This window comes from Curtobacterium sp. MCPF17_050 (assembly GCF_003224435.2).
GTDB lineage: Bacteria > Actinomycetota > Actinomycetes > Actinomycetales > Microbacteriaceae > Curtobacterium.
Genome location: NZ_CP126250.1, coordinates 3,098,688 through 3,119,727 on the forward strand (window position 1 = coordinate 3,098,688; position 21,040 = coordinate 3,119,727).

A 21,040-nucleotide genomic window follows, 5' to 3' on the forward strand; every position below is an offset into this window, starting at 1 on the left:
CGAGCGCGGGCACCGGGCGGCGGTCAGTGCTCGCCGCGACCGACCCGGCTGTGCCGACGGCTGTAGCCGAAGTAGATCGCGAAGCCGATGACGAGCCAGACGACGAAGCGCAGCCAGGTCTCGACCTCGAGGTTGAGCATCAGCCAGAAGCACAGCACGGCGGACAGGATCGGGATGACCGGGGACCACGGCACCCGGAAGGCGCGCGGTGCGTCCGGACGCGACCTCCGCAGCACGATGATGCCGACCGACACGAGCACGAAGGCCGAGAGCGTGCCGATGTTGATCATGCCCTCGAGGTTCTCGACCGGCGTGAACCCGGCGAGGAACGCGACGATGATGCCCGCGACGACCTGCACCCGGACCGGGGTCTGCGTCTTCGGGTTCGTCACCGAGAACCAGCGCGGCAGCAGGCCGTCACGGCTCATCGAGAAGACGATGCGGGACAGGCCGAGCAGCAGCACCATGACGACGGTGGTCAGGCCGACGAGCGACCCGATCGCGATGATGCCCGCCGCCCAGGGCAGCCCGACGAGGTCGAACGCCGACGCCAGGGAGGGCGCGTCCTCCTGCGCGAGCTGCTTGTACGACACCATGCCGGTGATGACGATGCTGACGCCGACGTACAGCAGGGTCACGATGCCGAGCCCGATGAAGATGCCGCGCGGCAGGGTCTTCTGCGGGTTCTCCGTCTCCTCGGCACTCGTCGCGACGACGTCGAAACCGATGAACGCGAAGAAGACCAGGGAGGCGGCGGCGAGCAGGCCGAAGACGCCGTACTGCGCGGGCTCGGACCCGGTGGCGAAGGACACGAGCGACTGCGTCCAGACACTGCCCTCGGCACCCTTCGCCGGCTCCGCCGCGGGGATGAACGGCGTGAAGTTCGCGGCCTTGACGAAGAAGGCGCCGACCACGATGACGAACAGGACGATCGCGACCTTGATGATCGTGATCACCGCGGACACCCGGCTCGACAGGCGGGTGCCGAACGCCAGCAGCGCCGTGAAGACGCCGACGATGAGCACCGGCCCCCACGTGAAGCCGATCGGGCCGAGGGCGATTGTGCTCGGCAGCGTGATGCCGAAGACGTCGAACGCGGTGCTGAGGTAGATGCCCCAGTACTTCGCGATCACGGCACTGGCCGTCAGCGTCTCGAGGATGAGGTCCCACCCGACGATCCAGGCGAGCAGCTCGCCCATCGTGGCGTAGGTGAACGTGTACGCGGACCCGGCGACCGGGATCGTCGAGGCGAACTCGGCGTAACACATGATCGCCAGGCCACACGTGACCGCGGCGAGGATGAACGAGATGATGACGCCGGGTCCGGCGAAGTTGGCGGCGGCGTTCGCGCCGACCGAGAAGATGCCGGCACCGACCGCGACGGCGATCCCCATCGCGGCGATGTCGAACGTCCCCAGCGAGCGCTTGAGCGAGCGCCCCTTCTCGTCGGCGTCGGCGAGCGACGCTTCGATGGACTTGGTGCGGAGGGCCATGGGACGTTCCCGTCATCGGAGCAGGCGGACCCCGGAAGGGTAGTGGTGTACCACGAGCGTCCGCAAATGGTGACGCCGGTCAGGCGGTCGCATGGTGGCGCCGGTCAGGCGGTCCGCCACTCCCGCAGGAAGCGCGCACCGGCCTCGTCGTGGATGACACCCTCCGGCGCGGTCAGCACGGGGTACGGCGTCTCCGGGACGCCGTCGGCCGGCCGCACGTCGACGTGGGCGACCCGGTGTCCGTTCGCGTGCAGCCAGTCCGCCATCGCGTAGTCGCTCCGGGAGTCGCCGACCGTCCGCCACTCGAGTGGCAGGGCCCCGTCCTCGGCCAGGAGCTCGAGCGCACGCTCGGCACCCAGGTCCTTGCCGCTCCGGTCGGACTCGATGTCCGTCGAGATGATCGTGGGGTCGACGCGCCAGTCCACCGCACCGTGCTCGTCCGGTCGCACGTCGTCGAGTCGACGGACGCCGAGTCCCCGCCGCTCGAGCGCTGCCATCGCCTGCGCGTCGAACGCCGGCTGCCGGGCGAGGTAGGCGGCGTTGTCGACCTCGACGAGCTGCTCGATCGAGACCATCGCGCGCTTCGTCTCGTCGAAGAACACCAAGTCGGCGTACTCGTCCCGGACCAGGTCGCGCATCTCGTCGGCGAAGTCGCGCGGCAGGGCCAGGTCCTCGGCGACGGTGAGCTCACCCATGCCGTCCGGGAACTGCGGTCCGATCGAGCACCAGACGGCGCCCTTCTCGCAGATCGCGTGCACGCGACCGCCGGCCGCGAGACCTCCGGCGAGGAGCGGTCCGACGACCTGCTCACGGATGAAGGCGTCGCTCCGGCCGGTGTTGAACACGACCGGGATGCCCTCCGCGGCGAGCGCGACGAGGTCCTCGATGATGCTCGGGATCGCGATCGTCCGCGAGAGCGGGCTGGCGATCGGGCCGTCGACGTCGAGCAGGAGTCCGAGGCGGGGTGCGTTCACCCGTCCATCCTGGCGCAGGACCGCGCCGGGCTGCGCAGACCGTGCGGCTCCCACCGTCCGGTGCGACTCCGGCTGGTCAGTGGTGCTCGGGCTGGTCAGTGGTGCTCGGGCTGGTCAGTGTTGCTCGGGCTGGTCAGTGGTGCTCGGGCTGCGTTCGCCGAGGAGGAACGCGTCCACGGCTTCCTTCAGGACGACGGGGTCCGGCACGTGCCCCTGCCCCTCGAGGACCACGGACGTGGACCCGGGAACGCTCTCCACCACCGCGCGGGCAGCCCCACGGGCCCACACCGCGCCCGCGGTGCCGGCCGCGACGAGCACGGGGACGCCGATCGCGGCGAGCACCCGCTCCGGCACGACGAGCCCGCCGAGGACCCGGACGTCGCGACCGAGGACGCCGGCGTCGGCGAGCAGCGCCTTCCAGAGCTTCGGCTTGAGGGGCACGGCGGACACCTGGAGCATCGGCACCCCGAGGACGCGGGTCAGGTACGCACGCACCGCGGCAGCCCGTCGGCCGCCGGCGATCATCTCGTCCAGGCGGTCGGCGAACAGGACGTCGTCCGCCCGGGCGTCGGCACTCGCGCGGTAGGGCGGCTCGTAGAGGACGACCCGACCCACCGGGACGCCAGCGGCGACGGCGTGCAGGACCACGGCGGCCCCCACGCAGATGCCGAGCAGGTCGACCGGTCCGTCCGCGTCGGCCACGACCGCTGCGAGGTCGTCGACCTCGCGCTCGACGGACCACGGCCGGGTGTCGCCGCTCTGCCCCCGACCGCGCCGGTCGTACGTGACGACCCGGTAGCGGTCGGAGAACGCCGCGACGACGGCGTCCACGTACGGGGTTCCCCGGTGGTCGAAGGCGCCGCCGACGAGGACGAGCACGGGGCCCGAACCGCTCGACGAGACCGCGATCTGCGTGCCGTCCGCAGACGTCACCGATCGTCCGGTGCTGGTCGTCATGGCGTCCTCGTTCGTCCCCGACGTCGTGTGGTCCGTCCCCGGGCGGATGGCACTGGTCGGTACCACGCACAGCTCGGGCGACGCTGATCTCGGCCCCCGCTGGTCGTGGGCCACGCCGTCGTCGCGAGTCTGACAGGCGGAGCCCCGAGAGTCACCACCCGCGTCCTGGGGGAGCGCTCTGTGATCCCTGTGGACGGCGGCACGTTTCCTGTGGACGACAGCACGGCTCCTGTGGACACCGGTGCCGTCGGACGCGGGTCAGACCAGCGCGTCGACGCCCACGGACTCACGTTCGAGCAGGGCGCGCTTGACGTCGAGTCCCCAGGCGAAGCCGCCGAGGGAGCCGTCCGAGCGCAGGACCCGGTGACACGGGACGAACAGCGCCGGGGCGTTCCGGGCGCAGACGCTCGCCGCTGCCCGGACGGCATCCGGTCGACCCATCGCGCTCGCGAACGCGGTGTACGTCAGGGTCGACCCGGCCGGGATGTCCCGCAGCCGCCGCCACCCCTCCGTGAACAGGTCGGTCCCGACCTGGTGGACGGGCACCTGCATGGCGTGGTCCGTCTCCCCCGCGTAGTAGGCGTCGACGGCGTCGGCCGCGGCGACCCGTCCCTCGAGGACCCGCGGAGGCCGGTGTCGCTCGGCGATCCGGGCGAGGACCCGCTCGACGTCGGCGGTCCACCCCGAGGCGAGGACCCGACCGCGGTCGTCCTCGAGCATGGTGAAGGGTCCGTCGGGGGTGGTCAGGGTGGTGCAGACAGCGTCGGTCATCGGGGGTCCTTCCCGGAGGTCGTGGAGGTCGCAGCGGTCCGGTCCATCGCGCGATCGACGATCGGCCGCCAGCAGTGCATCGTCAGGTAGCTCCGCCAGGGGGCCACCCGTTCCGACCATAGGGAGAGTTCACGCGCCGTCCCGGGCAGTCCGAGTTCCTGTGCACCGTTCCGGACGGCGAGGTCACTGTGGAGGAACAGATCGGGGTGGTGCCGCACCCGCAGTGCGACGTAGTCGGCGGTCCATGGCCCGATCCCCTTCACGGCGAGCAACCCCGATCGCAGGTCGTCGAGGGACTGGCCGCCGTCGACCACGAGCGACCCGTCGGCGAGCGCCGCCGCGACGCGCATGATCGTGTCGACGCGGGCAGCGGGGCCACGGAGGACCTCACGACCACGCTCGGCGACCACTGCGGCGCGCGGGAACGTCCGCGCGACGGCCGCACCCGGCACGAGCCCCTCCGGCACCGGCGTCCCGAGCGCGGCGACGAGCCGGGTCTGTGCGGTCCGCGCCGCCGCGACGGACACCTGCTGCCCGATGAGGGTGCGGAACACGACCTCATGCGGGTCCACCGCCCCGGGCAACCGCATGCCGGGGACGCGGTCGACCACCGGTGCGAGTGCGGGCACCGCGGCGAGCGCGTCGTCCACCGCCACCGGGTCCGCGTCCAGGTCGAAGAGCGCCCGCACCCGGGCGACGAGCGTCGGCAGGTCGGACAGGTCGGTCAGGCGCACGAGCAGGTCGAGGCCGACGCGACCCCTGCCTCGCGGTGCCGTCCCACGACGACGGCCGGATCGCGACCCGGCCCCGTCCGCTGCCGCCGCGGACGCGCGGAACCAGGCCGGGCCTCCCGGCAGGTCCAGCACCCGACCGTAGGACGTGACCCGACCGTCCGCCCCGGTCCCGACCTGCTCCATGCCGGGGAGCGCGTGCAGTGCATGCCACTCGAGCAGGCCCTGCACGTCGAAGGGCGGCCGGGCCGGCAGGTGCACCCGCAGCGCCCCGTCGGACCCGGGTGCCGAGCGTCGGTGGGCACGGAGCTCGGTCGGCGTGAGCGCGAAGACCTCGCGCACGGTGTCGTTGAACTGGCGGATGCTCGTGAACCCGGCGGCGAACGCGACGTCCGCGACGGGCAGGTCGGACCCGGTGAGCAGCGTCCGGGCGGTCTGCGCCCGGTGTGCGCGGCTCAGGGCCTTCGGGCCGGCGCCGAGCTCCTCGGTCATGATGCGGTTCAGTTGCCGCTCGGAGTAGCCGACCCGGCGGGCGAGGCCGGGCACGCCCTCCCGGTCCACGACGCCGTCGACCACGAGGCGCATCGCGCGACCCGCGACGTCCTCGCGCAGGTCCCACTCGGGGCTGCCCGGGGTCGCCTCCGGCAGGCACCGGCGGCAGGCGCGGAACCCGGCGAGGTGCGCGGCGGCGCTCGTCCGGTAGAAGGTCACGCCGGTCGACCGCGGGGTCCTGGCCGGACAGCTGGGTCGGCAGTAGATGCCGGTGGAGTGCACGGCGGTGACGAACTGCCCGTCGAACCGGGCGTCCCGCGAGGCCGCGATGCGGTACCGCTCGTCGTGCAGCGCTCCGGCTCCGGTCGTCATCATGCGGTCAGCCTGACACGAGCCGACGACAGCGGACCGGCGGAGATCGGACATCGCAGCGGGCGGGGGCCGGGGTGACGGGGCGACGGCCGGCCGGGAGGCACGACTACCGTCGTGCGCATGGGTCCCGGTTCCGACACGCTCGCGTCCGACGCGCTGCCGCATGCCCGCGAGGTCGAGGTCGTGATGCTCCTCGCCTCCCGGCGGCACCGCTACGAGGGACGTCCGGCCGACGGTTCCGCCCCTCCGCAGCCGGGGGAACGGGAACTCCGGGAACGGATCGACCTGCGGGCCGGGCTGGGCATCGTCGGCGACCGCTACTTCGCGGCCCGGGCGCACGTGCACGCGACCGTGACGGTGATCGGCGTCGAGGGACTCGAGCAGGTCGGCCGCGAGCTCGGCACGCCGATCGACCTGGCGGCGACCCGGCGGAACGTGTTCCTGCGCGGCGTCGACGTCGAGGCGCTGCGCGGCGAGCCGTTCTCGCTCGACACCGGCGACGGGCCCGTGCGCTTCCGCGGGTACCGGCCGGCGAACCCGTGCGCGTGGATGGACACGCAGGTGGCACCGGGGGCGTTCCGCGCGATGCGGGGACACGGCGGGGTGCGGTGTGACCCGGAGTCCGACGGCGTGCTCTCCCTCGGCGCGGCGGTGCTCCGCACGGCCCACCCGGTCCCGGACCCCTGACCGCGACGAGGCGGCCGCGACACGCAACGTGGACGGCACCGCGCAGCGGAACACCGCTGCGGGTGACCGCCCACGTCGCGCCCCGTGAGGGGTCAGACGAGCGCTGACTCGATCGCGTCGACGAAGGCCGGCAGGTCGTCCGGCGTGCGCGAGGTGATCACGGTGCCGTTCGTCGTGTCGACCTGGACCTCCTGGTCGACCCACTCGCCGCCGGCGTTGCGCACGTCGGTCTGCAGCGACGGGAACGACGTGATCGTGCGACCCGGCAGGACACCGGCCTCGACCAGGGTCCACGGGCCGTGGCAGATCGCCGCGACCGGCTTGCCCGCGTCGACGAAGGCCTTCACGAGCCCGACCGCGGTGCTGTCCTGGCGGATGGTGTCGGCGTTGATGGTGCCGCCCGGGACGACGAGCGCGTCGTAGTCGCCGGCGGAGACGCCGTCGTAGGTGGTGTCGGTGTCGACGCTCTTGCCCGGGTCCTTGTCGCCGACGAGGGTCTCGATCGAGCCGGACTCCTTCGCGGCCACGGTCACGGTGGCGCCACGCTCACGGAGCTGGTCGGTGGGGACGACGATCTCGTCCTGCTCCACGCCGTAGTTCGTCGCGATGACGAGGATCTTCTTGCCGTCGAGGGCTGCCATGGTCACTCCTTCCGCGGACCGGGGTCTCCGGGGCCGCGCACACCACGGTCGTCGCCCCGCGCTGGACGCGCTCGCAGTGCGCAGCCGACGTCCAGCGAGCGGTGCGCGGAGCGGACCGGAGGCTCAGCCGCGGATCCGGAACCCGTCGCCCTCCGGCGTGACCGTGATCCCGTCGTACCCCGTGATGCGCGGGAGGTCGGGGGCCACGTCGGCGGCGAGCACCCCGACGGCGACCGTCGTCGCGCCGGAGGCGACCGCAGCCTCCAGGCCGGCCGGCGCGTCCTCGAAGGCGAGGCAGTCCGTGGCGGCGAGCCCGAGCAGGGCGGCCCCGCGGAGGTAGCCGTCCGGGTGCGGCTTGCCGTGCTCGACGTCCGCGGCGGAGACGAACGCGTCCGGGACGGGCACGTCCGCGGCCCGCATCCGGTTCACGGCGAGGTCCCGCGGGGCGCTGGTGACGAGCGCCACCGGCACACCGGCGTCCTGCAGCCGTCGGACGAAGGCGCCGGCACCGGGGACCTCGACGATGCCGTCGGTGTTCTCGACCTCGTCGTTCACGAGTTCGAGCGCGACCCGGCGCTGCTCGTCCGGGGACAGGTCGGGCAGGAACCGCCGGATCGTGTCGATCGTCTGACGGCCGTGCGAGAAGGCGAGGATCGTCTGCGGGTCCAGGTCGTGGTCGGCGCCGAACCGTCCCCAGGCACCCTCGACGATCGCGGTCGAGTCGACGAGCGTCCCGTCCATGTCGAACAGGACCCCGGACACCACGACGTCGATCACGTGCCGACCCTACCGCCGGCCGTCCCCGTGAGGCCGGACGGCGACGGCGAAGACAAGCGCCGCCAGCAGGAGCGTGAGCGCTGCACTCCAGACGACGATCGGCGCCTCTCGGAGCGGCGGGAGGAGCCTGCCTGCGAGCATGACCAGAGCCGCTGCGATCGCGAGTACCGGTGGAACCATCCGTCGTGTCGTCTTCGTGGTGCGGGTCATCCCCGACTCGCCTTCCCCGCACAGAACGAGATCGTTCCACTGGTCACTGCGGACGCCGCGGTCAAGCAGGCGATGCAGCCGACACCAGCAGTCACGACACAGGCGGCCGAACAAGCGATCGACAGCGCGGTGATCGCCCATGCAGCAACACCGGCACCACTGAGGCACGACGAGAAGCGACTCCACCACGACGAGCGGACCACCGGCGCGGTCGCCTCCACGATCCGATCGATGCGGCGCGTGCCATCGACCCACGTTCGGAGGCGTCCGGAGTCTGCCGACCGAGGGATGAGCACCATCTCACTCCACCCGAGCACCGTGTTCCCTTCGACCACGGCGGACAGGTTGGACTGCGGGAGCACCCCGGCTGAGGACGCGAACGGGATCCTGAGTACCGTCCCCCCGGAGGTACGGAATGCCCTGGCGGCCTCGACGTCGAGTTGCAGACCGCTCGCAGATCGACCCGTTCGCTCCGTCCACGTCCCAACCGCAGTCGAGGTGGCCTCCTCCGACAGCGGCTTCCACGTCTCGGCTTCCCGCACGATGTCCTGGAGGTCCTGCTCCACCGACGGTGCGTCGCTCATCGCACTCGGAGCGTTGGTCGCGGTCGAGACCGCGGCGCTCGTCGGAGATGTACCGACCGAGAGTGTGGCGCTGACGGCGAGCACCGTCGAAGCGGCAGTCAGGAGCATGAGACGGGGCGGAACACTGAACGGTGGCATGCACCGATCGTACTGAAATGATACATGTCAGACAACGATGCTGAGCGATCGGTCCAGCCGCAAGCCGTCAGCGCGCCCGGACGTACCTCGTGAGCAGCACGTCGCCCGCCCCGCGCAGCACGTGCGCCAACCGCATCCGCCGCAGCTCCGGGGACGAGCCGTGGACGATGCGTCCGCCGGCCCCGCCCTCGAGCGACGGGTCGATCGACAGGCACAGCTCGTCGACCAGGTCCGCCGCGACGAGGGACCCGAGGAACGACGGACCGCCCTCGCAGTGGATGCGTGCGAGGCCGCGGTCGACGAGGGCAGCGCGGACGAGCACCGGGTCGACCGAGTCCTCGCCGCAGGACACGACGTCGGCCACGGCCTCGAGGGCCCGGCGGCGCTCGGGGTCGGCTGCGGAGGTCGTGAGCACGATCGGCCGGACGGGCGCCTCGGTGAACACGCGGGACGCCGGGTCGAGGCCGAGCGACCCCGTGACGATCGCGAACACCGGGTGGTCTGCCGCCCCGCGCGCCCGGCGCCAGGCCACGTCCGGGTCGTGCAGGACCATCGGCCCGTAGCCCTCGTCGCGCACGGTGCCCGCGGCGACCAGGACGACGTCGGCCGCTCGCCGCAGCAGGTCGAACACGCGCAGGTCGTCGGGGCCGCCGAGGGAGCCGGACCTCCCCGCCGCCGTGGCGGAGCCGTCGAGCGAGCTGACGAAGTTGACGCGGAGCCAGCCCCCGCCCGCGGTGCCCTCGGCGCCGTCCGTGTAGGCGGCGAGCAGGTCGTCGTCGGACAGGTCGTCGACGGAGCCGGGCAGGTGGGTCACGTGTTGTGCCTCGCTTCCAGGGGTTCCCGCCAGCCGAGGACGGCCTCGACCATGCGCATCGCGTCGACGGCCTCGGGGACGTCGTGCATCCGGACGATCCGCGCGCCGAGCAGCGCGCTCATGGTCGCGGCGGCGAGGGACCCGGACAGCCGCTCACCGCGCGGTCTGCCGAGGGTCTCCCCGACGAAGTCCTTGTTCGACACCGCCGCGAGGACGGGGTAGCCGAGCGCGACCACCTCCGGCAGGCGCCGGGTCAGCTCGAGGGTGTGCACGGTGGTCTTGTTGAGGTCGTGCCCGGGGTCGATGACGATCCGCTCCTCGGGGATGCCCGCGGCGAGCGCCCGGTCGACCCGGAGCCGGAGGAACGCCGCGACCTCACCGGCGACGTCGGCGTACTGCGGCTTCGGGTACTCCTGCCGGGGCGCGGCGAGCGAGTGGGTGATGACGACGGTGGCGTCCGAGTCCGCGACGACCTCGGCCATCCGCGGGTCCGTCAGCCCGGTGGTGTCGTTCACGACGCTGGCACCGGCGGCGATCGCGGCGGCGGCGACCTCCGGCCGGAAGGTGTCGACGCTGATCGTGACGTCGGACTGCTGCGCGACCTGCGCGACGACGGGCACGACGCGGTCGATCTCGTCCGCCGCGGACAGTTCGGGTCCGGGCGCGAACTTCACGCCGCCGATGTCGACCCAGTCGGCGCCCTGCTCGGCCGCGGTGACGGCGGCCGCGACGGCACGGTCGAGCGCGAAGGTGCGGCCCTGGTCGTGGAAGGAGTCCGGGGTGCGGTTCACGATCGCCATGACGGCGATGCGGGAGTCGAAGTCGATCGTGCGGCGGCCGATGGTGCGGACCGGGGCGCGCAGCTCGGGGACGACCCAGCCGGAGGGTCCGGACGGGAGGCCCGACGCGGGTCCGAGGCGCATCAGGCGTCCGTCCCGTGGCCGGCGTCGGCCGCAGCGGCCGTCCCGTTCCCGGTCCCCGCACCGATGAGCGCGATCGCCTCCGCGCGGCCGGCGGCCTCGGACAGGATCCCGCTCGCCGCGACCGTCACGGTCGTGGAGCCCGTCTGCCGCTCGCCCCGGGTCGTCACGCACTGGTGCTGGGCGTCGAGGACGACGAGGACGCCGCGCGCCTCGAGGCCGTCCTGCACGGCGGCGACGACCTGTTCGCCGAGGCGCTCCTGCAGCTGCGGACGCGAGGCCAGGGCCTCCACCACCCGCGCGAGCGTCCCGAGGCCGATGAGCCGCTCCCCCGGCGCGTACGCCAGGTGCGCGGTCCCGAGGAACGGCAGCAGGTGGTGTTCGCACACCGACCGGAACCGGATGTCCCGCACGACCACCAGGTCGCCGCGCTCCCCGTCGTCGGCGGGCACCGTGCCGTCCCGGGCGATCTGCGTCGCGTCGAGGTCGAGCCCGTGGAAGAACTCGGTGTAGGCGTCCGCGACCCGCTGCGGGGTGCGTTCGAGTCCTGGTCGGTCGGGGTCCTCGCCGATGCCCGCCAGCAAATCGCGCACGGCGGCCTCGACACGGGCACGGTCCATGCGCTGCGTCACCCGCTCATCCAACACCGGTCATGCGGTGCGGTCCTGACCGGAGAACGCGGTGACGTACCCCGATCACCAGGAACGGGCCTCCCGGCAGGACTAGCATCCCGTCGCGACGTGCCGGTCGGTCCGGCCGTCCTCTAAACTCCACCGGTGAGCGCCCCGCAGACATCCAGCCCGCCCCGGAACAGCGTCGCATCCGGTCTCGACCGCTTCTTCTCCATCACGAAGCGTGGATCGACCATCCCGCGCGAGGTCCGTGGTGGCGTCGTGTCCTTCGTGACGATGGCCTACATCGTCATCCTCAACCCGCTCATCCTGGGCGGCTTCAGCGCTGACCAGGCCGCCAAGGACGTGAGCGGCGGTTGGCTCGAGAACGCTCAGGTGGCCGCGGCCACCGGCCTCGTCGCGGGCCTGATGACCATCGCGATGGGCGTCATCGCGAACCTGCCGTTCGGCATCGCGGCCGGTCTCGGGATCAACTCGTTCCTGGCCGTCAGCGTCGTGCAGCAGGTGACGTGGGCCGAGGCGATGGGCCTCGTCGTCATCAACGGCGTCATCATCGTGCTGCTGGCCCTGACCGGGATCCGGACGCTGATCTTCACGGCGGTGCCCGCACAGCTCAAGGCCGCGATCACCGTCGGCATCGGCCTGTTCATCGCGTTCATCGGGCTCGTCGACTCCGGGTTCGTGCGCTCGTCGGGGCTCGCGTCGCCGCCGCTGCAGCTCGGCGAGGACGGGTCCATCGGGGCACTGCCGACCATCGTGTTCCTCATCGGTCTGGTCATCATCGGCACGCTGATGGCCCGCCGCGTCAAGGGCGCGCTGCTCATCGGCATCGTCGCGACGACCGTCATCGCCATCATCCTGCAGGCCGTGTTCCAGGTGCCGACGTCCGTCGAGTCGAAGACCGGCTGGAACCTCAACGCCCCGGGGCTGCCGAGCGCACTGTTCGCCCTGCCCGACCTGTCCCTCGTCGGCCAGTTCGACTTCGGCGCCTTCGCCCGGATCGGCCCGCTCGCCGCGTCGATGCTCGTCTTCACGCTCGTCTTCACGAACTTCTTCGACGCGATGGGCACGATGACCGGCCTGGCGAAGGCGGCGGGGGTCGCGGAGAAGGACGGGACGTTCCCGCGCCTCCGCGCCGCACTCGTCGTCGAGGGTGCCGGCGCGATCGCCGGCGGTGGCGCCTCGGTGTCGTCGAACACGGTGTTCATCGACTCGGCGTCCGGCATCGGTGAGGGCGCCCGCACCGGCATGGCGTCGGTCGTGACCGGCCTGCTGTTCCTGGCGTCGATGTTCCTCACGCCGCTGACCCAGGTCGTCCCGCTCGAGGTCGCCGCCGCCGGGCTCGTCGTCGTCGGTGCCCTCATGGTCGCCCAGGTCGCGGACATCGACTGGACGGACTTCGGGTCGGCGCTGCCGGCGTTCCTCACGATCGTCGTCATGCCGCTGACCTACTCGATCGCGAACGGCATCGGTGCCGGCTTCATCAGCTGGGTCCTCATCAAGGCGCTGTCCGGCAAGGGCCGCCAGGTCTCGTGGCTGCTGTACGTGGTCGCCGCCGGCTTCCTGCTCTACTTCGCGCGCGGTCCGCTGGAGTCGCTCCTCGGCGTCGGCTGAGGTCCGGCCGCGGCGCCGATCGGCTCGGCACGACAGAAACCGGCCCACACCACGGACGTCCGTGGTGTGGGCCGGTTCCTGTTGTGCGCTGTCGGTCCGCGCTGCGCCGATGACGCCTGGTGCCGCTCGGCCGGGAGGCGCGGATCAGTCCGGCAGGTCGGCCGGCGTGGCCTCGTGGTGGGGCAGACCCGGCGTCCGCCGGTCCTCCTTCATGCTCGCCTCGAACAGGTGGCGCCTGCCGCCGACGAGCTGCTCACGCGCGGTCCGCTCGAGCTCCTTCGCGGTGGCGTAGTAGCCGTCGTCGTAGTCCTCCATGATCTGGAACGTCCACCGCCCGGCGATGACGTTCCGCCCGACGAGTTCGGTGTCGATCCGCTCGGCGAGCTCGATGTGCCCGGCCTTCCGCAGCTGCTCGACCGCCTCGCCGATGTTCAGGTCGGCGGTGCCGGTCAGTCGATGGAAGCCGTAGAGGAGTCCGCGTGCGTGTTCGATGACCTCGATCGCCGCGGAGAGGCTGCCGAGTGCCTCGACGGTCGCCTCGGACACCCCCTCGGGGACCTGGTGTGCGGAGTCGGGACCCTGCCCGTCGTCGTTCGTCATGCTGCTCGTCTACACGACCGCTCCTCGCGTCGTCCTGGGCGTGCTCCGGAGGACGAACGCGGCACGCCGGGGCGCTTGCAGCTGTCGGAGGGGCCGACCTAGCATTCGAACACACATTCGAACGAGGAGGCTCCTGATGATGATCGTCGACACCGCTGCCACCGTGTGGTGGACCGGCGGCGCACCCGCCCGACTGGTGTGGCTGGGCCGGCGCTGGCGCGTCTCCGACGTCCCGACCCGGCTGACCACGACGCCGACCGACCTGCCCACCGCGATCACCCACGCACCCGAACGCACCGCCGGGTGGCGCTTCCAGGCGACCGCCGAGGACGGCGAGACCCTGGTGGTCGACATCGTCCCGGACGCCGACGGGTGGAGCGTCGCCCGGACGTGGACGTGATCGTGGACGCCCCGTACGGCCCGCGCTACCGTCACCACATGACGAGGTGGGTGGCGCTCCTGCGCGGAGTGAACGTGAACGGGATCACCATCCGCAGCGCCGAGCTGGCCGAGCTCGTCCGCGGCCTCGGGCACACCGACGTCCGGGCGGTCCTCGCGTCGGGGAACGTCCTCTTCACCGCGGACGACGCCGCCGACGCGGACGCACTCCGGACGGCGGTGGAGCAGGCACTCCGCGATCGCTTCGGGTACGACGCCTGGATCGTCCTCGTCCCGCACGCCGCCGTGGCCGGGATCGTCGCGGGCTTCCCGTTCCCGTCTGCAGCGGACCGGCACGACTACGTCGTGTTCGGATCCGAGGACGCCGCGCTCGACGACCTGCTCGACGGCGTCACGGGCGGCGGCGTCGAGCAGGTCGCGCGCGGTGACGGCGTCGTCTACTGGTCGTGCCCGAAGGGGTCGAGCACCTCGACGCCCTTCGCGAAGCGCGCCGGGGCCGCCCGCTTCAAGCGCACCACGACGACCCGGAACACGAACACGCTCCGCAAGCTCCTCTGAGACAGACGGCGGCCCGCACTCGCGTCACTTCGTCTGGTTCGGGTGACGCGTGTGGACGTCGAGCAGGTGCACGACACGCTCCTCGGGGTCGACCACGAACCAGACCCGGGCTCCGCGCTTCAGTTCCAGCTGCCGACGGACCCACGACCGGCCGAGGTAGGCCACCGACCCCAGCGCACCACGCAGTGCGTGGCAGGTGAGGTCTTCGGTCAGCGGATCCGTTGCCAGCCGCTCCCATGCCGCGACGACGGCGTTCCGTTGCGTCGCGACGAGGTCTCGCCACCCTTGCTCCGCCGACCTCGTCGCGAGCACGATCGTGTATTCGTCCGTGCGGACCGGACGGGGCACCGCATTCCGTCGTGCCGCCACGACTCAGGGCTTCTCGACGACGACCGGTTCCTGGAGGAGCTCGGGCTCCGCGGCGGCCCAGCCGGCCGCGATCGCCTCGGCCGAGTTGCGCCACGCCTGCATCTCGAGCAGGAGCTTGCGGGGCTGCCGCAACGCGAACGAACCCCGGGCGACCTCGACGATCTCCCGCGCGAACTGTCGCTGGTCGTCACGGCTGAGCATGGCGATCCACGGGTACGGGATCGCGAGACGCTCGTGCAACGGCAGGTGTTCGTTCACCGTGACGGCGGCGATGAGCTCCGCGGCGATGTCGAGGACGGCATCGTCGTCGTCGGACCGCGCCTTGGTGGTGAGCACGAGCGGAGCGCCGTCGCGGCGCGTCACTTCGAGCGGCTCCTGCTCGGCCGCTGCGAAGACGTCCTTCGCGTGCCGGGACAGGTCCGACGACTGGACGATCCGCCGACGTCGTGGTGGAGCGAGGAGAGTCATGAAGACATTGTCTTCAGAACGTGTTCTGAACGCAAGGTCAGGCCTGCGGCGGCTGCCCGTTGCTCGCCGTCGTGCCGCCGTCCACGGGCAGGACCGCGCCGGTGATGAACGACGCGTCGTCGCTCGCCAGGAACAGCACCGCGGCCGCGACCTCCTCCGACCGGCCCCCGCGACCGAGGGCGATCCGCTCGGCGAACGCGGCCTTGAGCTCCTCGTCCTCCGCCTGGGACGTCGTGAGGTCCGTCCAGATGAGTCCCGGCGCCACCGCGTTCACCCGCACGCCGTGCTGGCCGTTGTCGAGCGCTGCGGCCTTCGTGAAGTTCGTCACGCCGCCCTTCGCCGCGTTGTACGGGCTCATCCGCCAGTCGGCCGCCAACCCGGACACCGACGAGGTGTTCACGACGGACCCCTTCGTGTCCCGCAGGGCCGGGAGGGCCGCCCGCGTGCCGTAGAACACGCTCGACAGGTCCGTCTCGACGACCCGGCGCCACTCCTCGGGCGCGATCTCGGTGATGTCGCCCGACGTGAACGTGCCGGCGTTGTTCACGAGCACGTCGACGCGCCCCCACCGGTCGATCGCCGCGTCCACGACGGTCGGCCATGCGTCCGGGTCGGCGACGTCCGCCTGCAGCCAGAGCGCCTGCTCGGTCGGCAGGGAGTCGGCGACGTCGCGGACCTTCTCCTCGACGCTGTCCACCAGGACGACGCCGGCGCCCTCGGCGACGAACGCCCGCGCCGTGGCCTCTCCGATGCCGGATCCCGCGCCCGTGACGATCGCGACCTTGCCCTCGAACCGCTTGCCCATGATGTGCTCCTCTCGCGACGGTCGTGCCCGGGGTGGGACGTCATCGGCCCGGAGGGGCACGGGAGACCACGCTGCCCGCCCCGGCCTGGACGGTGGTCCAGGCGGAAGCGGGCAGCGGGGCGGACGGAGGGCGGGCCTCCCGACCGGTCAGGAGGTGACGTCGTCCTCCTCGTCGCGCTCCAGCGAGATCGTCGGGATGGAGGCGGTGATCACCGATCCGTCGGCACGGAGCGTGCCCTGGATGTCGCTGGTCGTCGGCGCGTGTCCGCTCATCCGCGGCCCCTGGTGCGGCAGCGGCACGACGGTCGGCTCGTCCGGACGTACCTGGATCGGGGCGTTGTGCACCCACGCGTCGAACCCGCCACCGGTCTCGACCGTGAACGTGAGCGCCTCCTGCGTCAGGTCGACACGGACCCGAGACCCGTTCACGGTGATCCGGAAGGTCAGGCGCTCCCAGTCCACCGGCAGCCGCGGGTTGAACGTGAGCCGGCCACCGTGGTCCCGCATGCCGCCGAAGCCGTTGACGAGCGCACCCCAGATGCCGCCGGTGGACGCGATGTGCACGCCGTCGGTGGTGTTGCCGTGCAGGTCGGCCAGGTCGACGTAGAGCGCGGTCTGGAAGTACTGGTCGGCGAGCTCGTGGTAGCCGACCTCGGCGGCCATGATCGACTGCACGACGGCGGACAGGGTCGAGTCGCCCGTCGTGAGCGCGTCGTAGTAGTCGAAGTCACGGCGCTTCTCGGCGGGCGTGAACTCGTGGCCCTGCAGGAACAACGCGAGCACGACGTCGGCCTGCTTGAGCACCTGGAACCGGTAGATCACCAGCGGGTGGTAGTGCAGGAGCAGCGGGCGCTTCGACTCGGGCGTGCGCTCGAGGTCCCACAGCTCCTTGTCGAGGAACTGGGCGTCCTGCGGGTGGATGCCGCGGTGCGGGTCGAAGGGGATCTCCATCGACTCGGCGGCGTGCTCCCAGTTGACGATCTCCTCGGCGTCGAGGCCGGTGCGACGGACCATGCGGGCGTACTCGTCCGGGTCGTCGACCGCGAGCTGCCGGCAGGCGTTCACCGCGGACCACAGGTTCGCCCGCGCCATGACGTTCGTGTACATGTTGTCGTCGACGACCGTCGTGTACTCGTCCGGGCCGGTGACGCCGTCGATGTGGAACTTCTGGTCGCCGTTCGAGCGCCAGAACCCGAGGTCCTCCCACAGCCGGGCGGTCTCGACGAGGATGTCGATCGCACCGCGCTTCAGGAAGTCGGTGTCCCCGGAGGCCCGCACGTACTGCATGAGGGCGTGGGCGATGTCCGCGTCGATGTGGTACTGCGCGGTGCCGGCCGCGTAGTAGGCGCTGGACTCCTCGCCGTTGATCGTCCGCCACGGGAACAGCGCGCCCCGCTGGTTCAGCTCGCGGGCCCGGGAGCGGGCGGCGTCGAGCATGTTGTAGCGGAAGCGGAGGGCGTTCCGGGCGACGATCGGCGCCGTGTACGACAGGAACGGCAGGACGTAGATCTCCATGTCCCAGAAGTAGTGCCCGCCGTAGCCGGAGCCGGTGACGCCCTTCGCCGCGATGCCGTGCCCGTCGGTGCGGGCCGTCGCCTGCGCGAGCTGGAACAGGTTCCAGCGGACGGCCTGCTGGATCTCCGGCTGGCCGGCGACCTCGACGTCGCTGCGGGCCCAGTAGTCGTCGAGCCACTTCCGCTGCTCGCCGAAGACCTGCTCGACGGACTCGTACTTGGCGCGGTCGAGCGTGCGGTCGCAGCGGTCCGCGAGTTCACGCGCCGGGACGCCGCGGGAGGTGTGGTAGACGATGCTCTTGACGAGCCGGATCGGCTGCCCGGCCTTCGCCTGCACCCGGTAGACGTGCTTGGCGAGGTCGTCCTCGATGCTCGAGGTCTCGTCCCAGGCGTTCTCGGTCTCGAGCCGGTGCTCGACGCCGACGCAGATCGTCATGCCGGAGCTCGACGCCTGGTAGCCGAGCAGGGCGCGGGAGCCCGCGTTCCGCTTCAGCCGCGGCTGCAGGACCCGGTCCGTGAACGACTCGGCCTTGCGCGGGTCGAACGCGGCGGCCGCGGCCTTCATGCCGGCGTGGTACTCGTCGGCGACGTCCTGACGGTTGAGCACCTGGCTCGACAGCAGCACCGACGCGTCGTGGTCGAGCATCGTGACCTCGTAGTCGATGACGGCGAGGTGCCGCTCGACGAAGGACACGAGGCGCCGGGAGCGGATGAGGACCCGCTTGCCGGACGGCGTCGACCACTCGGTCTCGCGCAGCAGGTAGCCGCCGCGGAAGTCGAGCCGGCGGCTGTGGCGGAGGATGTCCGCCTCGGACAGGACGAGCGGCTCGTCGTCGACGTACAGGCGGATGACCTTGGCGTCGGGGACGTTGATGATCGTCTGCCCGGTCTTCGCGAACCCGAAGGCGGTCTCCGCGTGCCGGATCGGCCACGTCTCGTGGAACCCGTTGATGTACGTGCCGTACTGGACGCCGCCGCGGCCCTCGTCGAAGTTGCCGCGGAGGCCGAGGTACCCGTTGCCGACCGCGAAGTTCGTCTCGTCGACGCCCTGCTCGTCGGCGTACTCGGTCTCGATCAGGGCCCACTCGTCGACCGGGTACCGGACGCGGTCGAGGGGGTCTTCGGTGATGGGGTTCATGCGGTCTTCCGGGGGTCGACGGGAGGCAGGTCGGCAGCGGGCGCGTCGGGGCCCGCACCGCGCAGGTCGGCAGCGGGCGCGTCGGTGCCCGCCCCGCGCAGGTCGGGCAGCAGGTCGGCGAGGTCGGACACGACGACGTCGGCGCCGTGCTCGCGGAGGGCGTCGACCCCGGCACCGCGGTCCACCCCGACCACCAGGCCGAAGGCACCGTTCCGGCCGGCTTCGACGCCGCTCGTCGCGTCCTCGACCACGACGCACTCCGCCGCGGTGAGCCCGAAGCGGGTCGCCGCGTCGAGGTACGTGTCGGCGGCGGGCTTGCCGGCGAGCCCGTCCGCGCGCGCGACGGCGCCGTCGACGATCACGTCGAAGCGGTCGATGATGCCCGCGGTGCGGAGCACGTGCTTCGCGTTCGCGGAACTCGACACCACGGCGACCTCGTAGCCGGCGGCGATCGCTGCGGTGAGGAAGCGCACCGACCCCGGGTACGCGGCCACGCCGTGCTCCTCGAGCTCCGCGGTGAACTCGGCGTTCTTCCGGTTGCCGAGCCCGCAGACGGTGTCCAGGGTGGGGTCGTCCGCCGGGGTGCCCTCGGGCAGGTCGATCCCGCGGTCGTGCAGGAGCGAGCGGACCCCGTCGTACCGCGGCTTGCCGTCGATGAACCCGAAGTAGTCCTGCTCCGTGTACGGCGCGACCCCGTGTGCGGCGAGGTACGGCGTGAAGAGGCGGCTCCAGGCACGCATGTGCACCTCGGCCGTCGGCGTGAGCACACCGTCGAGGTCGAAGAGGAGCGCCCGCTGGTCCGCGAGGCGAGCAGGGGTTCGCCGATCCGACGACGTCATGGGGCAGACCTTCCAGGGAGCGGTGTCGAACACGAGTGCTGCGCGTCCCACTCTAGGACCGGCACGCGGCGCTGTCCTCCAGCGGTGGCCGATGCCCACGGGTACCGGTCCGGTCCGCACAACGCGGACCTGTGGACGCGTCCAGCGACTGGCAGAGACGCTCGCGCTCATGACATCCGACACCACCGCACGGCCGCAGGACGGGACCGGCTCGAAGCTGAAGCAGGCGATCACCGGTCCCCTGCTGTTCCTGTTCATCCTCGGCGACGTCCTCGGCGCGGGCATCTACGCCCTCATGGGGACGCTCTCGAAGGACGTCGGCGGTGCGCTGTGGGCCCCGCTCGTGCTCGCACTGCTCCTGGCCCTGCTCACCGCGGGCTCGTACGCCGAGCTCGTCACGAAGTACCCGAAGGCCGGTGGCGCCGCGGTGTTCGCCGAGCGTGCCTACAAGGTGCCGCTGGTGTCGTTCCTGGTCGGGTTCTCGATGCTCGCCGCCGGTGTGACGAGCGCGGCTGGGCTCTCCCTCGCGTTCGCCGGCGACTACCTCGGCACGTTCATCGACGTCCCGCCCGTGCCCGCCGCGATCGTGTTCCTCGCCCTCGTCGCCTGCCTGAACGCCCGCGGCATCTCGGACTCACTCCGCAGCAACGTCGTGATGACGATCATCGAGCTCTCCGGCCTGGTCATCGTCATCGTGTCGGTCGCCCTGATGATGGGCGGTGGCGGCGGTGACGTCTCCCGCGTCGGGGCCTTCCCGGCGGAGGCGAACCCGGCACTCGCGACCCTCAGCGCCGCGATCGTCGCCTACTACTCGTTCGTCGGCTTCGAGACCTCCGCCAACGTCGCCGAGGAGGTCCGCGAGCCGGCCAAGGTCTACCCCCGTGCGCTGTTCGGCTCCCTCGCCACCGCCGGCGTCGTCTACGTGCTCGTCGCGCTCGCCAGCTCGATCGCGTTGCCCGCGTCGGAGCTGTCCGACTCGAGCGGCCCGCTCCTGGCGGTCGTCGCCGCGACCGGCGTCGGCATCCCGGACGTGGTCTTCAGCCTCATCGCCCTGGTGGCGGTCGCGAACGGTGCCCTGCTCACCATGATCATGGCGAGCCGCGTCACCTACGGCATGGCCGAACAGCGTCTGCTGCCCAGCCTGCTCGGCAAGGTGCTCCCGAAGCGGAAGACGCCGTGGACCGCGATCATCGCCACCACCGTGGTCGCGATGCTCCTCACCCTCGTCGGGGACGTCGGCACGCTCGCCGAGACCGTCGTGCTCCTGCTGCTCTTCGTGTTCATCAGCACGAACGTCGCGGTCCTCGTGCTCCGCAAGGACAAGGTGGAGCACGAGCACTTCCGGGTGTGGACCTTCGTCCCCGTGCTCGGCGTCGCGTCCTGCATCCTGCTGCTCACGCAGCAGAGCGGACAGGTCTGGCTGTACGCGGCGATCCTGCTGGCCGTCGGCGTGGTGCTGTACTTCATCGCCCGCGCGACCCGCGGCCGCGACCGGACCGCCTCGGGCACGGACGCCCGCTGACGGGGCCGGGACGGGCCTCCC

23 protein-coding genes are annotated in these 21,040 nt (G+C 71.8%); 5 read left to right on the forward strand and 18 right to left on the reverse strand.

The genetic code is table 11. From position 1 onward, the window contains the following. Nucleotides 1-23 precede the first annotated feature (23 nt). The 5 genes from DEJ34_RS14745 to DEJ34_RS14765 form a co-directional block, all read right to left on the reverse strand. Nucleotides 24-1,493, reverse strand: a complete 1,470-nt coding sequence (locus DEJ34_RS14745) for an APC family permease (protein ID WP_110910541.1) — start codon at nucleotides 1,491-1,493, stop codon at nucleotides 24-26. A gap of 104 nt (nucleotides 1,494-1,597) precedes the next feature. After that, complete coding sequence (locus tag DEJ34_RS14750) at nucleotides 1,598-2,467, reverse strand: HAD family hydrolase (RefSeq protein ID WP_110910542.1); 870 nt, start codon at nucleotides 2,465-2,467, stop codon at nucleotides 1,598-1,600. Nucleotides 2,468-2,581: 114 nt separating this feature from the next. Continuing rightward, nucleotides 2,582-3,424 (reverse strand): alpha/beta fold hydrolase, encoded by an 843-nt coding sequence (locus DEJ34_RS14755; protein WP_146236856.1) that lies wholly within the window; start codon nucleotides 3,422-3,424, stop codon nucleotides 2,582-2,584. A 258-nt stretch (nucleotides 3,425-3,682) separates the two neighbouring features. Continuing rightward, nucleotides 3,683-4,195 carry a methylated-DNA--[protein]-cysteine S-methyltransferase gene (locus DEJ34_RS14760; RefSeq protein ID WP_110910544.1) on the reverse strand — a complete coding sequence of 171 codons (513 nt, stop codon included), beginning with the start codon at nucleotides 4,193-4,195 and terminating at the stop codon, nucleotides 3,683-3,685. Continuing rightward, nucleotides 4,192-5,793 (reverse strand): DNA-3-methyladenine glycosylase 2 family protein, encoded by a 1,602-nt coding sequence (locus DEJ34_RS14765; RefSeq protein ID WP_110910545.1) that lies wholly within the window; start codon nucleotides 5,791-5,793, stop codon nucleotides 4,192-4,194. Before DEJ34_RS14765 ends, DEJ34_RS14760 begins: the two co-directional genes overlap by 4 nt. A 117-nt stretch (nucleotides 5,794-5,910) precedes the next feature. Here DEJ34_RS14765 and DEJ34_RS14770 point away from each other — a divergent pair, with 117 nt between their 5' ends. Next, on the forward strand, nucleotides 5,911-6,477 hold the full coding sequence (locus DEJ34_RS14770; RefSeq protein ID WP_110910546.1) for a molybdenum cofactor biosysynthesis protein: 567 nt from the start codon (nucleotides 5,911-5,913) through the stop codon (nucleotides 6,475-6,477). 92 nt (nucleotides 6,478-6,569) lie between these two features. Here DEJ34_RS14770 and DEJ34_RS14775 read toward each other — a convergent pair whose 3' ends face one another. The 7 genes from DEJ34_RS14775 to folE form a co-directional block, all read right to left on the reverse strand. Next, the gene (locus DEJ34_RS14775) at nucleotides 6,570-7,118 is read right to left on the reverse strand and encodes a type 1 glutamine amidotransferase domain-containing protein (RefSeq protein ID WP_110824298.1); all 549 of its coding nucleotides are present in this window, start codon (nucleotides 7,116-7,118) and stop codon (nucleotides 6,570-6,572) included. 123 nt (nucleotides 7,119-7,241) lie between these two features. Further along, nucleotides 7,242-7,895 (reverse strand): HAD-IA family hydrolase, encoded by a 654-nt coding sequence (locus DEJ34_RS14780; RefSeq protein ID WP_110889315.1) that lies wholly within the window; start codon nucleotides 7,893-7,895, stop codon nucleotides 7,242-7,244. Nucleotides 7,896-7,904: 9 nt separating this feature from the next. Further along, entirely contained in the window at nucleotides 7,905-8,105 is a 201-nt protein-coding gene (locus tag DEJ34_RS14785; protein ID WP_110910547.1) for a hypothetical protein, read from the reverse strand. Next, nucleotides 8,102-8,827 (reverse strand): hypothetical protein, encoded by a 726-nt coding sequence (locus tag DEJ34_RS14790; protein WP_146236857.1) that lies wholly within the window; start codon nucleotides 8,825-8,827, stop codon nucleotides 8,102-8,104. The genes DEJ34_RS14785 and DEJ34_RS14790 overlap by 4 nt, the downstream gene beginning before the upstream one ends. A 67-nt stretch (nucleotides 8,828-8,894) precedes the next feature. After that, nucleotides 8,895-9,641, reverse strand: a complete 747-nt coding sequence (locus DEJ34_RS14795) for a pyrimidine reductase family protein (protein ID WP_110910549.1) — start codon at nucleotides 9,639-9,641, stop codon at nucleotides 8,895-8,897. Continuing rightward, a complete protein-coding gene (folP, locus tag DEJ34_RS14800) occupies nucleotides 9,638-10,564 on the reverse strand; it encodes a dihydropteroate synthase (protein WP_110910550.1) in 927 nt (308 codons plus the stop codon). Before folP ends, DEJ34_RS14795 begins: the two co-directional genes overlap by 4 nt. Then, on the reverse strand, nucleotides 10,564-11,181 hold the full coding sequence (folE, locus tag DEJ34_RS14805; RefSeq protein ID WP_110910650.1) for a GTP cyclohydrolase I: 618 nt from the start codon (nucleotides 11,179-11,181) through the stop codon (nucleotides 10,564-10,566). Before folE ends, folP begins: the two co-directional genes overlap by 1 nt. 156 nt (nucleotides 11,182-11,337) lie before the next feature. Between folE and DEJ34_RS14810 the strand changes: the two genes are divergently transcribed. Further along, nucleotides 11,338-12,807 carry an NCS2 family permease gene (locus DEJ34_RS14810; RefSeq protein ID WP_110910551.1) on the forward strand — a complete coding sequence of 490 codons (1,470 nt, stop codon included), beginning with the start codon at nucleotides 11,338-11,340 and terminating at the stop codon, nucleotides 12,805-12,807. A gap of 144 nt (nucleotides 12,808-12,951) precedes the next feature. Here DEJ34_RS14810 and DEJ34_RS14815 read toward each other — a convergent pair whose 3' ends face one another. Then, complete coding sequence (locus DEJ34_RS14815; protein WP_110910552.1) at nucleotides 12,952-13,407, reverse strand: hypothetical protein; 456 nt, start codon at nucleotides 13,405-13,407, stop codon at nucleotides 12,952-12,954. Nucleotides 13,408-13,543: 136 nt separating this feature from the next. On the opposite strand from DEJ34_RS14815, the gene DEJ34_RS14820 reads away from it, so the two are divergent. Next, a complete protein-coding gene (locus DEJ34_RS14820) occupies nucleotides 13,544-13,807 on the forward strand; it encodes a hypothetical protein (protein ID WP_110824305.1) in 264 nt (87 codons plus the stop codon). A gap of 38 nt (nucleotides 13,808-13,845) precedes the next feature. Next, a complete protein-coding gene (locus DEJ34_RS14825; RefSeq protein WP_110910651.1) occupies nucleotides 13,846-14,364 on the forward strand; it encodes a DUF1697 domain-containing protein in 519 nt (172 codons plus the stop codon). A 24-nt stretch (nucleotides 14,365-14,388) separates the two neighbouring features. On the opposite strand, the gene DEJ34_RS14830 is transcribed toward DEJ34_RS14825, so the two are convergent. The 5 genes from DEJ34_RS14830 to DEJ34_RS14850 form a co-directional block, all read right to left on the reverse strand. Further along, the gene (locus DEJ34_RS14830; RefSeq protein ID WP_110910553.1) at nucleotides 14,389-14,712 is read right to left on the reverse strand and encodes a hypothetical protein; all 324 of its coding nucleotides are present in this window, start codon (nucleotides 14,710-14,712) and stop codon (nucleotides 14,389-14,391) included. A gap of 24 nt (nucleotides 14,713-14,736) precedes the next feature. Beyond that, the gene (locus DEJ34_RS14835; RefSeq protein ID WP_110910554.1) at nucleotides 14,737-15,201 is read right to left on the reverse strand and encodes a prevent-host-death protein; all 465 of its coding nucleotides are present in this window, start codon (nucleotides 15,199-15,201) and stop codon (nucleotides 14,737-14,739) included. Between the two features lie 37 nt (nucleotides 15,202-15,238). Continuing rightward, nucleotides 15,239-16,006, reverse strand: coding sequence for a meso-2,3-butanediol dehydrogenase (budC, locus tag DEJ34_RS14840; RefSeq protein WP_110824306.1), 768 nt, complete (start codon nucleotides 16,004-16,006; stop codon nucleotides 15,239-15,241). Nucleotides 16,007-16,153: 147 nt separating this feature from the next. Further along, nucleotides 16,154-18,658: a glycoside hydrolase family 65 protein gene (locus tag DEJ34_RS14845; RefSeq protein ID WP_110889320.1), complete on the reverse strand. Its 2,505-nt coding sequence runs from the start codon at nucleotides 18,656-18,658 to the stop codon at nucleotides 16,154-16,156. After that, nucleotides 18,655-19,497, reverse strand: coding sequence for an HAD family hydrolase (locus DEJ34_RS14850; RefSeq protein WP_110910652.1), 843 nt, complete (start codon nucleotides 19,495-19,497; stop codon nucleotides 18,655-18,657). The genes DEJ34_RS14845 and DEJ34_RS14850 overlap by 4 nt, the downstream gene beginning before the upstream one ends. Nucleotides 19,498-19,666: 169 nt before the next feature. Between DEJ34_RS14850 and DEJ34_RS14855 the strand changes: the two genes are divergently transcribed. Then, on the forward strand, nucleotides 19,667-21,019 hold the full coding sequence (locus DEJ34_RS14855) for an APC family permease (RefSeq protein ID WP_110910555.1): 1,353 nt from the start codon (nucleotides 19,667-19,669) through the stop codon (nucleotides 21,017-21,019). Nucleotides 21,020-21,040 lie beyond the last annotated feature (21 nt).